This window comes from Duganella rivi (assembly GCF_009857435.1).
Taxonomy (GTDB): domain Bacteria; phylum Pseudomonadota; class Gammaproteobacteria; order Burkholderiales; family Burkholderiaceae_D; genus Rugamonas; species Rugamonas rivi.
Window position 1 is genome coordinate 645,469 of sequence record NZ_WWCK01000005.1, and the last position, 16,245, is coordinate 661,713.

The following is a 16,245-nucleotide window of genomic DNA, read 5'->3' on the forward strand; positions in this document are numbered from 1 at the left end:
GACTTTACTAGTCGGGCGTAAAGTGGAAACTGGTCTGGGAGCGGAACACCTGCCCCGGATACAAGGCGGTGGTGGGGAAGTTGGCGTGGTTGGGACTATCGGGCAAATGCTGGGTTTCAAACGCGAATGCGCCGTAGCGCTGGTAGGCCACGCCTTCGCTGCCGGTCTCTTTGCCGTCAAAGCCGTTGACGGTGTACACCTGTACTGACGGCTCGCTGGTGGCGACCGCCATGCGGATGCCGCCGCCCTGCACTACCGCGACGTGCGCGTATGCGCCGACAGGCTTGGCGAACAACAGGCTGTGGTCATAGCCGCCACTTACCGAGGGCAGGCGTTCATGCACGCTGGCCGCGCGGCGGAAGTCGAACGGCGTGCCCGCTACGTTGAGGATCGCGCCGGTCGGCACGCGCACGGCGTCGGTTTCCAGATAACGGTCGGCGGCGATCTGGAAGCGGTGGCCTTGCAGCGTGTTGGCGGCCGCGCCGGCGAGGTTGAAGTAGGCGTGGTTGGTCAAATTAAGCACTGTCGGCGCGCTGGTCTTGGCCTCGTACTCGATGCGGAATTCATCGCGCTTGCGCAGCAGGCGATAGGTCACGGTGACATCTAAAGCACCGGGGAATTTCTGGTCGCCGTCGGGACTGTGCAGGCGGTAGATGGAGCCGATCGACTCCTTGTCGGCGAAGTCCTGGCGCTGCCACACGCGCTTGTCGTAGGGATCGGGATCGCCGTGGATGGCGGCGCCGCGTGCATTCGGCACTAGCTGCACGGTCTTGCCGTCCAAGGTATAGCGCGCGTTGGCGATGCGGCCGGCGTAGCGGCCGATGATGGCGCCGTAGCGGCCCCGCGTGCGTTCAAACGCTGGAAGATCGGGCAGGCTCAGTATCACATTGCGGCGCTGGCCGCGCCGGTCGGCCACCTCGGCCTGCACCAGCGTGGCGCCGTAGTCGATGTAGGCCAGCCGCATGCCGCGCTCATTTTCAAGCACGACTTTTTCCACTGGCTGGCCGGCTTGCGTAACGCCGTACGCTTCCACGCGGATGCCCGCGTGGGCGGAAGCGGCGGCCGCCAGCAACGCGGACAGTAGCGTCAGGCGTAGCATCACAGGTCGGTGATTTCCTTGTGGCGCGGCACCAGCGCCTTCATCACCACCCACGCCGCCAGGTAAGCCAGTGCGCAGATACCGAACATGATCATGTAGCCGGTGCGGATGTCGTTGACGGTCTTGTAGTAGTCGAACACCCAGCCACCGAGCTTGGTCAGCAGCACGCCGCCGATACCGCCGGCCATGCCGCCGATGCCGATCACCGAGGCCACCGATTTTTGCGGGAACATATCGGACACGGTGGTGAAGATATTCGCCGACCATGCCTGGTGCGCCGACGCGCCCACGCCGATCAGCAGCACCGGCACCCAGTAGCTGATCGCGCCCAGCGGCTGCGCCAGCAGCACCACCAGCGGGAAGAAGGCGATCATCAGCATGGCTTTCATGCGGCCGTCGTACGGCGCGTAGCCGCGCGACATGAAGTAGCTTGGGAACCAGCCGCCGCCGATGGAGCCGATCATGGTCATGCTGTACAACACGGCCAGCGGCAGGATAATGGCTTCGCCCTTCATGCCGTACTGCGCCGACAGATAGGTCGGCAGCCAGAACAGGAAGAACCACCACACGCCGTCGGTCATGAATTTGCCGAAAGCGAAGGCCCAGGTCTGGCGGTACTTCAGCAGCTGGAACCACGATACTTTTTTCGCCAGCTCATCGCTGGCGGCCGCCGGTGCAGCCACCGGTGCATCGCTGCGGATGTAAGCCAACTCAGCGGCCGACAGGCGCGGCTGCTTTTCCGGTTTGTCGTACAGCCACAGCCACACGCTCATCCAGATGAAGCCCAGCATGCCGATCATGATGAAGGCCGCTTGCCAGCCCCAGATCGACGCCAGCACCGGCACCGAGATCGGCGCCAGGATGGCGCCAACGTTGGCGCCGGAGTTGAAGATGCCGGTGGCGAAGGAACGTTCTTTTTTCGGGAAGTATTCAGCCGTGGCCTTGATGGCGGCCGGGAAGTTGCCGGCCTCGCCCACCGCCAGCACCGCGCGCGAAATCATGAAGCCGATAATCGACGGCACCGCCGCCACGCCGAACAGGCCGAGGATGCCGACGGCCACTTCGCCCACCGGCACCGAGGCCGCGTGCAGCAGCGCGCCCAGCGACCACACGGTAATCGCCACCACGTAGGCCGCCTTGGTGCCGATCTTGTCGACCACGCGGCCGGCAAACAGCATCGAAATGGCGTAGACAAACTGGAAGGCGGCGGCAATGTTGGCGTAGTCGGTATTACTCCAGCCAAATTCCACCGATAAGGCGGGCGCCAGCAGGCTCAAGACCTGACGGTCGAGGTAGTTGACGGTGGTGGCGAAAAACAACAGGGCGCAGATAGTCCAGCGGTATTTACCGACGGACTGGGCCACCGCTTGCGCATTTACAGGCTCGCTCAGGTTCATGGCATCACTTATGTTTTGTTTATGGTGATGATCTCTCGGTCTCCACGAGATCATGCTTAGTCGTATGTCATCGTACAACCATAAAACAGGCGAAGCAAGCAGAATCGTCTGCCTCTTCGCATCTGTTGTACGATGACTGGGACTAAGCTTGCTTAGTCTTTACCAAAAGCAATGCGATCAGGCTGATCAGCGCCGCGCCCGACAAGTAGTAGCCGACATACTGCAAGCCGAAGTTGGTCGCCAGCCAGGTGGCGGCGTACGGCGCCAGCGACGCGCCGAGGATGCCGGCCAGATTGAAGGTCAGCGAGGCGCCGGTGTAGCGCACCTCGGCCGGGAACAGCTCGGACAGGATGGTGCCCAGCGGGCCGTAGGTCAGGCCCATCAGGCCGAGGCCCAGCGACAGGAAGAAGGTCACTTGCGTGGCGTCGCCCGAACCGAACAGCGGCGCCATGGTCAGGCCGAACACGGCAATCGCGGCCGACACCCAGATCAAGGTCGAACGGCGGCCTTTGCGGTCGGCCCAAATCGCCGAGAACGGAATCGTCAGCGCGAAGAACAGCACCGCGAACAGTTGCAGGATCAAGAAGTCCTTGCGGGTGAATTTGAGCGCGCTGGTGCCCCAGCTCAGCGCAAACACCGTCATCAGGTAGAACAGCACGAAGGTGGCCAGCGCGATCAGCGTGCCCAGCACCAGCGGCTTGCGGTGTTCTTTCCACACGGTCACGACCGGCACTTTGACGCGCTCGTTTTTATCGAGCACTTTTTGGAAGTCCGGCGTCTCGTGAATTTTCAAACGGATGTAGAGGCCGACGATTACCAGCAGCGAGCTGGCGAGGAACGGAATGCGCCAGCCGTAGGCAAAGAAGTCGGCATCGGTCAGCACCTGGCTCAGCAGCAGGAAGATGCCGCCCGACAGGAAGAAGCCGATCGGCGCGCCCAGTTGCGGGAACATGCCGTACCAGGCGCGCTTGCCCGGCGGCGCGTTCTCGGTCGCCAGCAGCACCGCGCCGCCCCACTCGCCGCCCAGGCCCAGGCCCTGGCCAAAGCGGCACAGCGCCAGCAAGGCCGGCGCCAGCGTACCGATGGTCGCGTAGGTCGGCAGCAGGCCGATCACCACGGTCGAGATGCCCATGGTCAGTAGCGCGGCCACCAGCGTCGCCTTGCGGCCGATGCGGTCGCCAAAGTGGCCGAACACGGCTGAGCCAACCGGACGCGCAAAGAAGGCAATCGCAAACGTCGCCAGCGATTGCAGGGTCGCGGCGGCAGGGTCGCTAGCGGGGAAGAACAGCTTGGGGAACACCAGCACGGCAGCGGTGGCGTAGATGTAGAAATCGAAAAACTCGATCGTGGTGCCGATCAGGCTGGCAAACAATACGGTGGCGGCGGAATTAGTCTTCGGCGATCCCGGGTGACTCATGCTTGACGCTCCTGCAAGGTGGTGTGCGGGCCATCATACACACGACATTGCAGGATTGCCAAGCATGACTAGCGGTCAATGCGGATCAATTTGCGTAAAGCCGGCCGATATGTCGCCTGCTTTCAACGGCCGCACCACGCGCGCCACTTCCTCGCCGTCGCGCAGGAAGATCAGGGTCGGCCACAGTTTGACGCGGAACGAGCGGCCCAGTGGCCGGCCGGGGCCGTCTTCGACCTTGTAGTGGGCCACATCCTCGTGGCCAGCAAAGGCATCGGCCAGAGGCGCTTGCGCAGCCATGCAGTGGCCGCACCAGTTGGCGCCGAACTCCAGCAGCACGGCGCCCTGCATGGCGTCGACTTCGGCGCGTTGCAGTGTTTCGGGGATGTAGCGTGTCTTCATTTATTTCTTAACCTGTTTGCACGGATCGTCGCGGGTTTGCGCGGCCACCGTTTGCATACTGTCGTAGCGGCCGCCATTGCCGCCGCCCTCGATAAAACCGACGCTGCGCATGGTCAGCGCCGGCGTCACCCGGTTCAGCCAATAGCCGACGCCGACGTCCTTGCGCACATGGCCATTACCGGCGATCAGCACCACGTCTTTCGGCTGCTGGTCGCGGATGATCTTGGCCATCCAGATATCGCGCGCCACCTGGGCGTTGACCAAGCCGCCCACCATCATCTCCGGCAGCATATTGCAATGGCCGGCGACGATTTCCTGCTGCTGCACGCTGGTCACGGCCGCCGGCAGCGGCTGATCCAGCTGGTAGTCCTTGACGCTTTGCGGGTCGAAGCTCGACGCCACGCCGTCGCGCACCACGCGCGACGCATCGGCACGCGACAGATTGCCCGCCACCAGCGGCAAGTGGTAAGTCAGCGCCAGCTGGATCACAGGATAATACAGTTGCCAATCCCAGCGCGCACCGCCGGCCACGCGGATCACGCACTGGGCGTCCAGGCAGCCTTTTTGCGCCTTGCTCAGCTGATCCTGGTTTTCACGGTCGAACTGCTCCATGACGATGGCCGGACGCCAGCCCGCTTCCACGCGCTGGCGCAGCAATTCGTAGCGCAGCTTGTGCCCTTGCGCATTGTCGTGCACCTCGCCCAGCAGCAGCACCTGGGGATTGCTCGCCTCCAGCAGATTATCCGACAACACGGCGGCCGGTTTGCCGCTGCTGGCGCACCCGGAAGCCAACACAACCGTGGCAAGCGCCAAAGTCAATCGAATCGTAGGGTTATATGTAGAAATCATCTGATCGGCGCGAGTGTGCATAGAATTTAGTTGTTGAAGTTTTTAAATCATCTGCGCCACTGGCAAGCTGCCGGCGGGTGTTGTTGCGACGCAAAAATCCGTTGTTCCGAAAGAAAAAGAGATGGCAATTTGTTATTGGACATGGTTTAATATCAGAACGGTAGCGAGTGTTAGAACACTGCGCCGTGACTTTACAGTTTGTGCATTAAACCGACCTTAACTCCCGTTCGCAAGAGGAGTGTCATCGTGAAAGTTGTGTCCTTGATCTCGACAGCATTACTTGCCTTAAGCTTTGCTGGCGCCGTACAGGCTACGCCTGCCGCGCCTGCCACCAACAGCAATGTTGCACCTGCAACAATTGTACTCGCCCATTGCGAAGCGAACGACCCTGCGCCGTGCGGTATCAGCGCGCCTGCCGCCAAGACGACCGAATCCGACCCTAACGCTTTACCACCGGCAGATCCCAAACACCCGCAACAAACCGAACCGGTCACTCCGGTGCCGGAACCACAAACCTTTGTCATGTTGATGCTGGGTTTGGTTGTCCTCGGCTTCGCCTCGCGCCGCCGCCAAGGTTCAGAGAAATTCACCGACGAATAAGAAGGTCTTCCGGCCTCCATAAAAAATCCCGCTGCATGCCAGCGGGATTTTTATTTACAGGCACACCGATCGGATATTGCTGAGCGCGATGCCATGCACAGTGGCGCGTGCCACGCAGCCCAGCTTGTGCCAGCCATCTTCCGTTCCGACAATCGCCAACAAGGCCAGCGCCAGCCCGACGGCCAGCAAAATCAACAGGCCCTTGATCGCTTCTTTATCCATGCCGCCATTTTATAGCGTGTAATCGAAGTCGTAGTAGTGCTTGCCGCCGTCGATGCGGATATTTAAGGTGCCGCGCAAGCCAGCCAGTTCGCCGGTGCCGGAATCGGGCACCACTGCCACCGACAGGCTGGGCGCGCCGCGCGTCATGACGCCGGTGTGGTGCAGCAAGAAGCTGCCGCTGCGCCCTTCCACCGCGCCGGTCACGCGCTCGACCGCGACGTACACGCCGGAACCGAGCGCGCGATCCATGTAGGCCAGCATCTCGCCCTTGCCTTCGGCCTGCAGGGCGCCGTGGTAGTGCTTGTCGAGCGACATGCGGCCGATGCCGCTGTCAGCCGCTACTGCCGACATGGCCTCCGGCTGCATGGCGACGGTGAATTCTCCGGTAATGATGGGCATGGTTTGTTTCCTGGTTAGGCGTGCAGGCGGGTGTCGGCATGCAGCGCATGATCATCAACCGGCGTGATGCACGGCATGCGCAGCACAAAGCTGGCGCCCTGCCCCAGCACGCTGGACACCGTGATGCTGCCGCCAAACTGCTTGGCAATCAGGTTGAACACGATATTCAGGCCGAGGCCGGTGCCACCCTGTCCGCGCCGGGTGGTGACAAACGGGTCGAATACCTTGTCCAGCATATCGGGCGGGATGCCTTTGCCGTTGTCGGTCACCTGCATCTCGATCCAGTCGCCCTGCTGCGCGACGCCGATCACGATGCGGCCCTCGTCGTCCGCATCAAAGGCGTGCTCAACGCAGTTGAGGGTCAGGTTGGTGATGACCTGCGCCAGCGCGCCGGGATAGCTGTCGAGCATGATGTCGGGCGGGCAGGCAATGCTGACCGTGATGCGGGTCTTTTTCAGCTTGGGCTGCAAGCTGGACACCACCTCGTTGATGTAGTCGCGCAGCTCGAAACGGCGGCGTGCCTCGCTGACCTGATCGACCGCGATCTGCTTGAAACTGTGGATCAGATGCGCCGCGCGGTAGGCGTTGTTCATGATCAGGCGCGTGCTCTCGGACGCCGTCTCCAGGTAGCGCGTGATGTCGGACTTCTTGATGTTGCCGCCCTCGACCGAGGCCTGCACCTTCTCGGTGGCCTCCATCAGCACGGAGGCGCTGGTCAGGGCGATGCCGACCGGCGTGTTGATCTCGTGCGCGACGCCGGCCACCAGGCCGCCCAGCGACGCCAGCCGCTCGGCCTGCAACAGCGACTCCTGCGTGCGGCGCAAATCGTCCATGGCCTTGGCGGTGGCCTGGGCCGATTTGCGGGCCTCGTCCTCGGCCTCGCGGATGCGTTGAATATTCGATTTAATCTTGCGCTGGATGGCGTTGAAGCCGCGGATCACCTCGCCCAGTTCGTCGTGGCGGCTGTCCGGCAACTCCTCCACCTCATCGCTGCCGCGCGTCGCAAGGTCAAACAAGCCGTCGCGCAGGCGCTTCAGCGGATCGAACACAATGCGCAGCGACAGCGCCAGCGCCGCCACCAGGATCAAGTCCAGCAGCAGCACCTCGGTCACCTTGCGGCGCACCTCGGCGGCCAAGGTGGCGTCGATTTGCGCGCGGCTGAAGTTGACCACCACGCGGCCGACGATCACCGGCTTGAGCGCGGCGCCGGCCGCGCCGGAATCGCGGTAGGCCAGGTCGGCCACCACTGGCGTGCCGGCCACCGCAGCGTCGTTTTCAATCGAGGAAATAGTGCCGTTCTCGTTGCGCAGCTTGCCGGAGAACAGGCCGACCGAAGTATCGTAGACGCGGATCGAGACCAGCTCCGGCGGCATCATCTCGGCGGCGACGATGTTGTCGACCTTGGCCTTATCGAGATCCCACAGCGCCGACGGCAGACTGGTTTGCAGGCGCGTCAGCACGCCCTGGCGCAGGCGCTGGCTGCTGACCTCCAGTTCATGGCCGAGGCTGTATTGGGCATAGGTGCCGGAAATGCCCAGCACCAGCGTTACGATGACCACGAAAAGCAGCGTCAAGCGGCCTTGAATCCCAAACATCTAGCGATCTCCCGACGACATAGATTTGACGGCAACGCCCCAATGTACGGTATGGGCTGCGTCTTGGCAAGACAATGGTAAGATCGGGAAATATAGTTCAAGGAGCAACCGGGAGGCAGCATGGCGGGGAATTATCATCAACTGGCACTGGCGGAGGTGCGGCCGGGCATGGTCTTGTCCGACGTGCTGCTCGACGTGCAGGGCAATGTGCTGCTGCCGCAAGGCACGGTGCTGACCGAGGCCATGCTGGCGTTGATGCCGCGCCATGGTATTGCCATCCTGCCCATCGTCACCGAGCAAGTGCAGCCGGAAGTGGTGGCGGCCACGCTGGAACGCCACGAGGCCCGCCTGGCCCACCTGTTCCGCAAGAACGACCCGGACAGCGGCAGCGACTGGGCCACGGCCACGCTGCGCCGCTTTGTCACCGACTTTCGCCTTGGTGTAGAGGAGACCCCGGAACATGAGTGACGCCATGCTCAGTTACGACGACGTGGTCCGCACGCTGGACGACCTGCCATCGCTGCCGGCGGTGGTAATGGAACTGCTCAACAGCATCGACCAGGACGACATCGACATTTCCGTGCTGGCCAAGAAGGTCTCGCACGACCAGGCGCTGACCGCCAAAACGCTGCGGCTGGCCAATTCCTCGCTGTACGGCTTGCAGGTCAAGGTCACCACCATCCAGCAGGCGATTACTTACCTCGGCTTCCAGACCACGCGCAACCTGATCACGGCGGCGGCCGTTACCGGCTGCTTTGCCGAAGGCGATTGCCCCGGCTTCGACCACAAGGCCTTCTGGCGCCACTCGATTGCCACCGCCGCCTGCGCCAAGGTGCTGGCGCGGCAGATGCGCTTCAACCAGGATTACGCCTTCACGGCCGGGCTGCTGCACGACATCGGCCGGCTGGTGCTGGTGTCGTGCTTCCCGGAACAGTACGCGGCCGCCATCGCCTACCGCGCCGAGCACGACTGCTACTTGCTGGACGCAGAGCGCGCCGTGCTGGGCGTCGATCACGTCGACGCCGGCCTGGCGCTGGCAGAACACTGGAATTTTTCCGACACCATGCGGCTGGCCATCGGCGGCCACCACGCGCCGGAGCAACCGGGCGCCGGCTTCCTGGCGGCCATCATCCACGTGGCCGATGCGATTGTGCATGCGCTCGATTTGGCGCAGGTGCAGGACGATCTAGTCCCGCCCGTCTCTACCGTGGCCTGGACTGCGCTGGGCCTCGACGAGGAAATTTATCTGCAATTGTTCCGCGAGACGGAACTGCAGTATGAAGAGATCTCTATGGTGCTGCTAACCTGAAGTGGCCACCTGCCGGGCCGGGCTCATGCTCGGCGCGGCAGGTGCGGGCGCGCGGTGCGCATCAATGGGCCGCGAATCCAGCTTCGGCTTTTTTCTCGACCGGACGGTCTTCTGGTTTCGGACGGCCCTGGGCGTCGGACAGGCGGTACTTGGTGCGGCGGTCGCCCATCAAATCACGCAGGTCGCGGATGCTCATGCCGGTCACTTCGTGCATGCGGATCAGCAGCGAGGCGCCGACCGGCAGGCGGTGGTGGCGGATTTTGCTGATCACCGGCGGTGCGACTTCCAGCAGGCGCGACAGCGCAGCATCGTTTTTCAGTTGCATCTTGCCGAGCAAGATATCGAGCAGGTGGTTCGGGTTGTAGCTTTCCTGCGAAGCGAGAGCATGATGTGCCATGATTTTCCTCATTGGTTGGGGTGAACAGATAGTGCTGGTTTGAACTTAAGCAAAACTTAGCGTCTCGGATTGCTATTAGTGCAAGATACCAGCGCGCACCGCGCTAAGATTGTTCGGCATCAATCGGAGGCTAGAAACCTTAGCAACAATGCTATTTCAACACACGCAATCGGAGGGTGTCGCACGCAACAACTTCTGCGCGGAAAAGGTGGGGATTAGGCGGAAGTCAGGCAGTGGTGTCGATATTGCGGCCCAGCGTCTTTTGATTGTCGCGGCGCTCGGTCTCGGCTTTTTTGTCGGCTTGCTGGGCGGCGCGGCGGTCGGCGGCGGCGGCGGCGTCGTTGTTGCGGGCTTCGTTGCGGCTGGCCTCGTTGTTTTCCTTGACCCGCTGCTTGAGCGCGGCGCCGTCTTTCTCGGCGCGGTTGTCCTGCTGGGCGCGGCGCGTCTCCGCCGCCTGCTCGCTACGCTGCTCGGCACGGTTGGCGCGGGTTTCGCGCAGATTGGTTTGCACCGGGTCGGGACGCGGCGCGCTGGTGACATTGATGGCCATACCTCTACTGTAGAGCAAAGGCGCTACTGACCGCAAATTACGATAAACTATCGCCTGTGCCGGTCGCCGGCCTTCTCTCCTAAAAGCATTCCATTGAAAACCAAGACCCCAGTCCAGCCGCACTACTTCGTCCCGGAGCCGCTCGATAACGCGCGCCTGGCCCATTTGTGCGGCCCGCTCGACGAAAACCTGCGCCAGATTTCTGCCGCGCTGGACGTCACCATCTTCCGCCGCGGCGAGAAATTCATCGTCAGCGGCCACAACGCCGAACGCGCGGTCGAGATCCTCGAACACTTCTACGCCATCGCCAACAAGATCGTGCCGATCGAGGAAGTGCAACTGGCGCTGGTTGAGCAACGCGCCAGCATGCACGCCGGGAATATCGCCGCGCTGACGCCTGAGCAGGAACCATCAAGCGAGGACGACGGCGCGCCAGCCGCCCGCAGCGCCAAGCCGCGCAAGATCGAACCGGTGCCGGCGGTCGATATCGACATCAACAGCCCGGTGCTGAAAACCCGCCGCGCCGACCTGCGCGGCCGCACGCCGCACCAGATCCGCTACCTGCGCAACATCCTCGAGCACGACATCAGCTTCGGCGTCGGCCCGGCCGGCACCGGCAAGACTTACCTGGCCGTCGCTTGCGCGGTCGATGCGCTGGAACGCGACGCCGTCAAGCGCATCATCCTGACCCGCCCGGCGGTGGAAGCCGGCGAACGCCTCGGCTTCCTGCCCGGTGATATGTCGCAAAAGGTAGACCCGTACTTGCGCCCTTTGTACGACGCCCTGTACGACCTGCTCGGCTTCGACCGCACGCAGAAAATGTTCGAAAAGCAGGTGATTGAAATCGCCCCGCTGGCCTACATGCGCGGCCGCACCCTGAACCACGCTTTCGTGATCCTGGACGAAGCGCAAAACACCACGGTCGAGCAGATGAAAATGTTCCTGACCCGCATCGGCTTCGGCAGCAAAGCGGTGATCACCGGCGACATCACGCAGGTTGATTTGCACAAGAACCAAAAGAGCGGTTTGGTCGACGCCATCCAGGTGCTGAAAGAAGTGCGCGGCATCGCCTTCAGCCACTTCAACAGCGAAGACGTGGTGCGCCACCCGCTGGTCGCGCGCATCGTCGACGCCTACGAAACCGCCCACAACCACGAAGCGGAAATCGCTCCACTCCTCAAAGCCACGGCTCTCAAAAATGTCCGCAAAAAATAAATTGACGCTGTCGGTGCAATACGCCGATCCACGCCTGCAAGAAAGCATCACCCGCCCGATGATCCGCAAGTGGGTGCAAGCCGCGCTGTTCGCGCCGGCCGAGCTCACCATCCGCTTTGTCGACGCCGAAGAAGGCCAGGCGCTGAACCGCGAATACCGCGGCAAGGACTACGCCACCAACGTACTGACCTTCGCCTACAACGAGGGCGAAGAAGAACTGCCGGAAGACGCACCGACCCAGGCCGACATCATCCTCTGCACCGACGTGCTGGAAAAAGAAGCGGCCGAGCAAAAGAAAACGGTGGAAGAGCACACCGCCCACCTGATCATCCATGGCGTGCTGCACGCCCAGGGCTATGACCACATGGACGACGAAGAAGCGGCCGAAATGGAAGGCATCGAAACCGAACTCCTCGCCGAACTCGGCTACGCCGATCCCTACGCCAGCTGATCTTATTTGCGCACGTAGCGTGCAACGATGGCGGCTATACTGCCGCCGTCCCGCAGCCGCCGCATGGCTGCGGCCAGCTTGTCCGCCGTCGCCGCGTCATAGTTGCTGTTCGCATAATGCAGCCAGGCCTCCCGGCTGGTAAGCGCCAGGAAATCGCCGATCCGCTCGGCCGCCACGCCTTCGGTCTGGAATGCGTAATACAGTGATTCGCGCACGCCGATCACCGCATCCACCCGCCCCAGCGCCAGCATTTTGACCATTTGCGCCATGGTATTGGTGCTGTACTTCAAAATCGCGCTGTCCTGCTCGAGCGGCGCAAAGTAGTCGGCGCTGCGCAGCTGTCCGACGGTCTTGCCGCGCAGGTCGCTTAGCGCGCGCAGGCGGATGCCGGGGCGGGCCACGATGCCGACCTCAAAACTGGCCACCAGCGCCACGCGCCGCGCGCTGGCTTGCAGTTCGGGATTGTCGAAACCGATCATCAAATCCGCCTCACCGGCCTTGAGCATGGCCTGGGCGCGCACCTTCGGCGCCATGGCATTGCTAATCGGCACGCCGCTAGCGCGCGACAGTTCGGTGATCACGTCGACAAAAATGCCGCTGGGTGCGGCACCCTGCCGCTCCATGCCGAACAGCGGCACAGTCAGCGACACCGCCCGCAAGACCGAGGGCGCAGCCAGGGCGCCGGCCGCCGGCAAGGCCAGGCACAATGCGCCGTCAATCACCATCGATCGCCTGGCGGGCGAATGCTTGCTCATAAAAGACCTTTATCCGGGACGTGTTCACCAGCCACAAGCTTATTATAAGGGCAGCTTTCCGTGCTGTTTTTTTGACAAAAACGGCCCCCGGCTCCCATTTGGTGTATCCTATGCCTCTTCGAAACAACCGGCTTTACGCCAGCTATGCAAGAGCACTCTAGTAGCGTCAAGACTGACGCTAAACCCCACAGGTCATTGTTTGAACGACTGACCGCCCTGATTTCCCCAGAGCCCGAGAACCGCTCGGAGCTGCTCGAAGTTCTGCACGACGCCCACGAACGCAACCTGATCGACGCCGACGCCCTGTCGATGATCGAAGGCGTGTTCCAGGTATCCGACCTGTCCGCCCGCGATATCATGATCCCGCGCTCGCAGATGGACGTGATCGACATCTCCAAGCCGATTGAAGAATGGCTGCCGCTGGTGCTGCAAACCGCCCACTCGCGCTTCCCTGCCATCGAGGGCGAACGCGACAAGGTGATCGGCATCCTGCTGGCCAAGGACCTGCTGCGCTACTACGCCGAAGAATCGTTCGACGTGCGCGACATGCTGCGCCCAGCCATCTTCATCCCGGAATCGAAACGCCTGAACGTGCTGCTGCGCGACTTCCGTGCCAATCACAACCACATGGCCATCGTGGTCGACGAGTACAGCGGCGTGGCCGGCCTGATCACCATCGAAGACGTGCTGGAACAAATCGTCGGCGATATCGAGGACGAGTACGATTTCGACGAGGAAGAAGACAACATCCTGTCGATCCGCGAAGGCCAGCACGGCCCGCGCTGGCGCATCAAGGCGCTGACCGAGATCGAACAGTTCAACGAAGAGCTGGACACCGCGCTGCCGGAAGACGACGCCGACACCATCGGCGGCCTGGTCGCCAAGCACCTCGGCCGCATGGCCCACAAAGGCGACGTGTTCGACTTTGAAGGCCTACGCTTTGAAGTGCTGCGTGCCGACGCCCGCCAGATCCATGTGCTGACGGTGGAAAAACTGCCGCCGGCGCCAGACCACGGCGACGACGCATAATGCGCTTTCGCCGCGCCAATCCTAACGATCCTCCCAAGCCGCAACGCTCGACCCGAGGCCGCATGCTGATCACCGGCCTCGCCGGTGCGCTGTGCGTGTTCGCGTTCGCGCCGTTCGGCTGGTGGCCGCTGGAGATCCTCGGCCTGGCCACGCTGTTCTACCAAGTCCTGCGCAGCACCAGCGTCAAAGCGGCAGCGCTGATCGGCTGGGCCTTCGTCACCGGCTGGACTGCCGCCGGCGTGCACTGGCTGTATGTCTCGATGCATACCTACGGCGGCATGCCCGCGCCGCTGGCTGCGCTGGCGGTGCTGCTGCTGGGCGCCGCCATGGGCATCTACGGTGCGCTGGCGATGGGCAGCGCATGGTGGCTGCGCCAGCGCTGGACGCTGCCGCTGCCGGCTGCCAACCTGCTGGTGTTCCCGGCAGTGTGGGCACTGTTTGAATGGGTGCGCGGCTGGCTGTTCACCGGTTTCCCGTGGCTGTCGTCCGGCTATGCCCACAATCACAGCCCGCTGGCCGGTTTCGCCCCGATTATCGGCGTGTACGGCCTTGGCTGGCTGGCCGCCGTGATTGCCGGCGCGCTGCTGTTGCTGCTGCACCGCTCGCGCCTGCGCGCGGCCGGGCTGGCGGTGGGCGTCTGCATCGCCGGCGCCGGCCTGAGCTTCCTGCAATGGACTTACCCCGAAGGCAAGCCGATCTCGGTGCGCCTGCTGCAGGGGAATATCCCGCAGGACGAGAAGTTCAATGGCGCCAAGATCGTCTCGAACATGAAGCTGTACCAGGACGCCATCACCGCCGCCCCGGCCGACCTGATCGCCACGCCGGAAACCGCCATCATCACGCTGCAACAGCAACTGCCGCCGGACTACCTGCCTGGCATCGCGCAGTTCCTGAACAAGACCAATAGCAACCTGATCCTCGGCATCTTCACCGCCGACAGCCAGACCGCCTACTTCAACAGCGTGATCGGCATCCCGGCCAAGCTGGGCTCGAACTTCTACCGCTACGACAAGCACCACCTGGTGCCGTACGGCGAGTTCATTCCCTACGGCTTCCGCTGGTTCGTCAACCTGATGTCGATCCCGCTCGGCGACATGACCAGCGGCCGCGATATCCAGCCGGCGTTCGCCATCAAGGATCAGCGCGTACTGCCCAACATCTGCTACGAAGACTTGTTCGGCGAAGAGATCGCCGCCCAGCTGAACAATCCGGCACAGAACCAGAAACCGGCCACCCTGCTGCTGAACACCTCCAACCTGGCCTGGTTTGGCGACACCATCGCCATTCCGCAGCATTTGCAGATCTCGCAGATGCGCACGCTGGAAACCGGCCGCCCCATGCTGCGGGCGACCAACACCGGCGCCACCGCCATCATCAATGGCGAGGGCAAAGTGGTGCAGCAACTGCCGGTGAACACCTTCGGCACGCTGGCCGCCAATGTGCAGGGCATGGCCGGCAGCACCCCGTACATCATCTGGGGCAACAAGCTGTTCCTCGCCCTGACCGCCTTGTCCTTGGCAGGCGCGTGGTTTTGGGCAAAGCGCTCAAAAAACCAGCCAAAAGCCGCTTAACCCGCTAAAATCATCGCTTTAGCGAAACTGCAACCTGCATGCCCCGGGCATGCCACCGACTGACAAAAGATGCTGACATTTCAACAAATCATCCTGACCTTGCAAACCTACTGGGACAAGCAAGGCTGCGCCCTGCTCCAGCCATACGACATGGAAGTCGGCGCCGGCACCTTCCACACTGGCACTTTCCTGCGCGCGATCGGCCCTGAGCCTTGGCGCGCCGCCTACGTTCAGCCGTCGCGCCGTCCGAAAGACGGCCGCTATGGCGAGAACCCGAATCGCGGCCAGCACTACTACCAATACCAGGTAGTGATGAAGCCTGCGCCGGAAAACATCCTCGACCTGTACCTGGGTTCGCTGGAAGCGCTGGGACTGGATCTGAAACAGAACGACGTCCGCTTCGTGGAAGACGACTGGGAATCGCCAACGCTGGGCGCCTGGGGCCTCGGTTGGGAAGTTTGGCTGAACGGCATGGAAGTGACGCAGTTCACCTACTTCCAGCAAGTCGGCGGCCTCGATTGCAAGCCGGTGCTGGGTGAGATCACCTACGGCGTTGAGCGCCTGGCCATGTACCTGCAAGGCGTAGAAAATATGTACGACCTGGTGTGGACGACGTGGGAAGAAAACGGCGAGACCAAGGTGCTGAAATACGGCGACGTATTCCACCAAAACGAAGTTGAGCAATCGGCTTACAACTTCGAGCACTCCAACACCGAGTTGCTGTTCTCGCAGTTTAACAACCACGAATCGGAAGCCAAGCGCCTGATCGAAGCGCAATTGACGCTGCCGGCCTACGAGCAAATCATGAAGGCCTCGCACAGCTTCAACCTGCTGGACGCACGCGGCGCCATCTCCGTGACCGAGCGCGCTGCCTACATCGGCCGCGTACGCGCCCTGTCGCGCCTCGTGGCGCAGGCTTACTACGATTCGCGTGAGCGTCTGGGCTTCCCAATGCTGCCACAAACCGCAGCCGCTGAATAAAACGATATAA

The 16,245-nt window shown here is 62.5% G+C and carries 19 protein-coding genes; 8 read left to right on the top strand and 11 right to left on the bottom strand.

The window, feature by feature from the left end; all coding sequences use genetic code 11:
- Window positions 1–7 precede the first annotated feature (7 nt).
- The 5 genes from GTP45_RS19030 to GTP45_RS19050 form a co-directional block, all read right to left on the bottom strand.
- The gene (locus GTP45_RS19030) at window positions 8–1,099 is read right to left on the bottom strand and encodes an aldose epimerase family protein (RefSeq protein ID WP_229258548.1); all 1,092 of its coding nucleotides are present in this window, start codon (window positions 1,097–1,099) and stop codon (window positions 8–10) included.
- Complete coding sequence (locus GTP45_RS19035; protein WP_161015441.1) at window positions 1,099–2,496, bottom strand: MFS transporter; 1,398 nt, start codon at window positions 2,494–2,496, stop codon at window positions 1,099–1,101. The genes GTP45_RS19030 and GTP45_RS19035 overlap by 1 nt, the downstream gene beginning before the upstream one ends.
- Window positions 2,497–2,638: 142 nt before the next feature.
- The gene (locus tag GTP45_RS19040) at window positions 2,639–3,913 is read right to left on the bottom strand and encodes an MFS transporter (RefSeq protein ID WP_161015442.1); all 1,275 of its coding nucleotides are present in this window, start codon (window positions 3,911–3,913) and stop codon (window positions 2,639–2,641) included.
- A 75-nt stretch (window positions 3,914–3,988) separates the two neighbouring features.
- Window positions 3,989–4,312 (bottom strand): thioredoxin family protein, encoded by a 324-nt coding sequence (locus GTP45_RS19045; protein WP_161015443.1) that lies wholly within the window; start codon window positions 4,310–4,312, stop codon window positions 3,989–3,991.
- Window positions 4,313–5,107, bottom strand: a complete 795-nt coding sequence (locus GTP45_RS19050; protein WP_371874474.1) for a ChaN family lipoprotein — start codon at window positions 5,105–5,107, stop codon at window positions 4,313–4,315.
- Between the two features lie 300 nt (window positions 5,108–5,407).
- On the opposite strand from GTP45_RS19050, the gene GTP45_RS19055 reads away from it, so the two are divergent.
- Entirely contained in the window at window positions 5,408–5,761 is a 354-nt protein-coding gene (locus GTP45_RS19055; RefSeq protein ID WP_161015445.1) for a PEP-CTERM sorting domain-containing protein, read from the top strand.
- Between the two features lie 54 nt (window positions 5,762–5,815).
- Here GTP45_RS19055 and GTP45_RS28060 read toward each other — a convergent pair whose 3' ends face one another.
- From GTP45_RS28060 to GTP45_RS19065, 3 genes are read right to left on the bottom strand one after another with little or no spacing between them, the layout of a single operon-like run.
- On the bottom strand, window positions 5,816–5,983 hold the full coding sequence (locus GTP45_RS28060; protein ID WP_166454667.1) for a hypothetical protein: 168 nt from the start codon (window positions 5,981–5,983) through the stop codon (window positions 5,816–5,818).
- Between the two features lie 9 nt (window positions 5,984–5,992).
- Window positions 5,993–6,382, bottom strand: a complete 390-nt coding sequence (locus GTP45_RS19060; RefSeq protein WP_161015446.1) for a DUF3224 domain-containing protein — start codon at window positions 6,380–6,382, stop codon at window positions 5,993–5,995.
- Window positions 6,383–6,396: 14 nt separating this feature from the next.
- The gene (locus tag GTP45_RS19065) at window positions 6,397–7,977 is read right to left on the bottom strand and encodes a sensor histidine kinase (protein ID WP_161015447.1); all 1,581 of its coding nucleotides are present in this window, start codon (window positions 7,975–7,977) and stop codon (window positions 6,397–6,399) included.
- A gap of 120 nt (window positions 7,978–8,097) precedes the next feature.
- Here GTP45_RS19065 and GTP45_RS19070 point away from each other — a divergent pair, with 120 nt between their 5' ends.
- Together GTP45_RS19070 and GTP45_RS19075 are read left to right on the top strand one after the other, a co-directional pair.
- Window positions 8,098–8,445, top strand: coding sequence for a hypothetical protein (locus tag GTP45_RS19070; protein ID WP_161015448.1), 348 nt, complete (start codon window positions 8,098–8,100; stop codon window positions 8,443–8,445).
- Window positions 8,438–9,286, top strand: a complete 849-nt coding sequence (locus tag GTP45_RS19075) for an HDOD domain-containing protein (RefSeq protein WP_161015449.1) — start codon at window positions 8,438–8,440, stop codon at window positions 9,284–9,286. The genes GTP45_RS19070 and GTP45_RS19075 overlap by 8 nt, the downstream gene beginning before the upstream one ends.
- A 61-nt stretch (window positions 9,287–9,347) precedes the next feature.
- Here GTP45_RS19075 and GTP45_RS19080 read toward each other — a convergent pair whose 3' ends face one another.
- Window positions 9,348–9,683 carry a hypothetical protein gene (locus GTP45_RS19080; protein WP_161015450.1) on the bottom strand — a complete coding sequence of 112 codons (336 nt, stop codon included), beginning with the start codon at window positions 9,681–9,683 and terminating at the stop codon, window positions 9,348–9,350.
- A gap of 226 nt (window positions 9,684–9,909) precedes the next feature.
- A complete protein-coding gene (locus GTP45_RS19085) occupies window positions 9,910–10,233 on the bottom strand; it encodes a hypothetical protein (RefSeq protein WP_161015451.1) in 324 nt (107 codons plus the stop codon).
- Between the two features lie 93 nt (window positions 10,234–10,326).
- On the opposite strand from GTP45_RS19085, the gene GTP45_RS19090 reads away from it, so the two are divergent.
- Window positions 10,327–11,448 (top strand): PhoH family protein, encoded by a 1,122-nt coding sequence (locus GTP45_RS19090; protein WP_161015452.1) that lies wholly within the window; start codon window positions 10,327–10,329, stop codon window positions 11,446–11,448.
- A complete protein-coding gene (ybeY, locus tag GTP45_RS19095; RefSeq protein ID WP_161015453.1) occupies window positions 11,432–11,899 on the top strand; it encodes an rRNA maturation RNase YbeY in 468 nt (155 codons plus the stop codon). The genes GTP45_RS19090 and ybeY overlap by 17 nt, the downstream gene beginning before the upstream one ends.
- 2 nt (window positions 11,900–11,901) lie before the next feature.
- Here ybeY and GTP45_RS19100 read toward each other — a convergent pair whose 3' ends face one another.
- A complete protein-coding gene (locus GTP45_RS19100; RefSeq protein ID WP_161015454.1) occupies window positions 11,902–12,654 on the bottom strand; it encodes a substrate-binding periplasmic protein in 753 nt (250 codons plus the stop codon).
- Window positions 12,655–12,798: 144 nt separating this feature from the next.
- On the opposite strand from GTP45_RS19100, the gene GTP45_RS19105 reads away from it, so the two are divergent.
- The 3 genes from GTP45_RS19105 to glyQ all read left to right on the top strand — a co-directional run bounded on the left by GTP45_RS19105 (window position 12,799) and on the right by glyQ (window position 16,235).
- On the top strand, window positions 12,799–13,683 hold the full coding sequence (locus tag GTP45_RS19105; RefSeq protein ID WP_161015455.1) for a CorC family transporter: 885 nt from the start codon (window positions 12,799–12,801) through the stop codon (window positions 13,681–13,683).
- Window positions 13,683–15,254: an apolipoprotein N-acyltransferase gene (lnt, locus tag GTP45_RS19110; RefSeq protein WP_161015456.1), complete on the top strand. Its 1,572-nt coding sequence runs from the start codon at window positions 13,683–13,685 to the stop codon at window positions 15,252–15,254. The genes GTP45_RS19105 and lnt overlap by 1 nt, the downstream gene beginning before the upstream one ends.
- A gap of 69 nt (window positions 15,255–15,323) precedes the next feature.
- Window positions 15,324–16,235 (top strand): glycine--tRNA ligase subunit alpha, encoded by a 912-nt coding sequence (gene glyQ, locus GTP45_RS19115; RefSeq protein ID WP_161015457.1) that lies wholly within the window; start codon window positions 15,324–15,326, stop codon window positions 16,233–16,235.
- Window positions 16,236–16,245 lie beyond the last annotated feature (10 nt).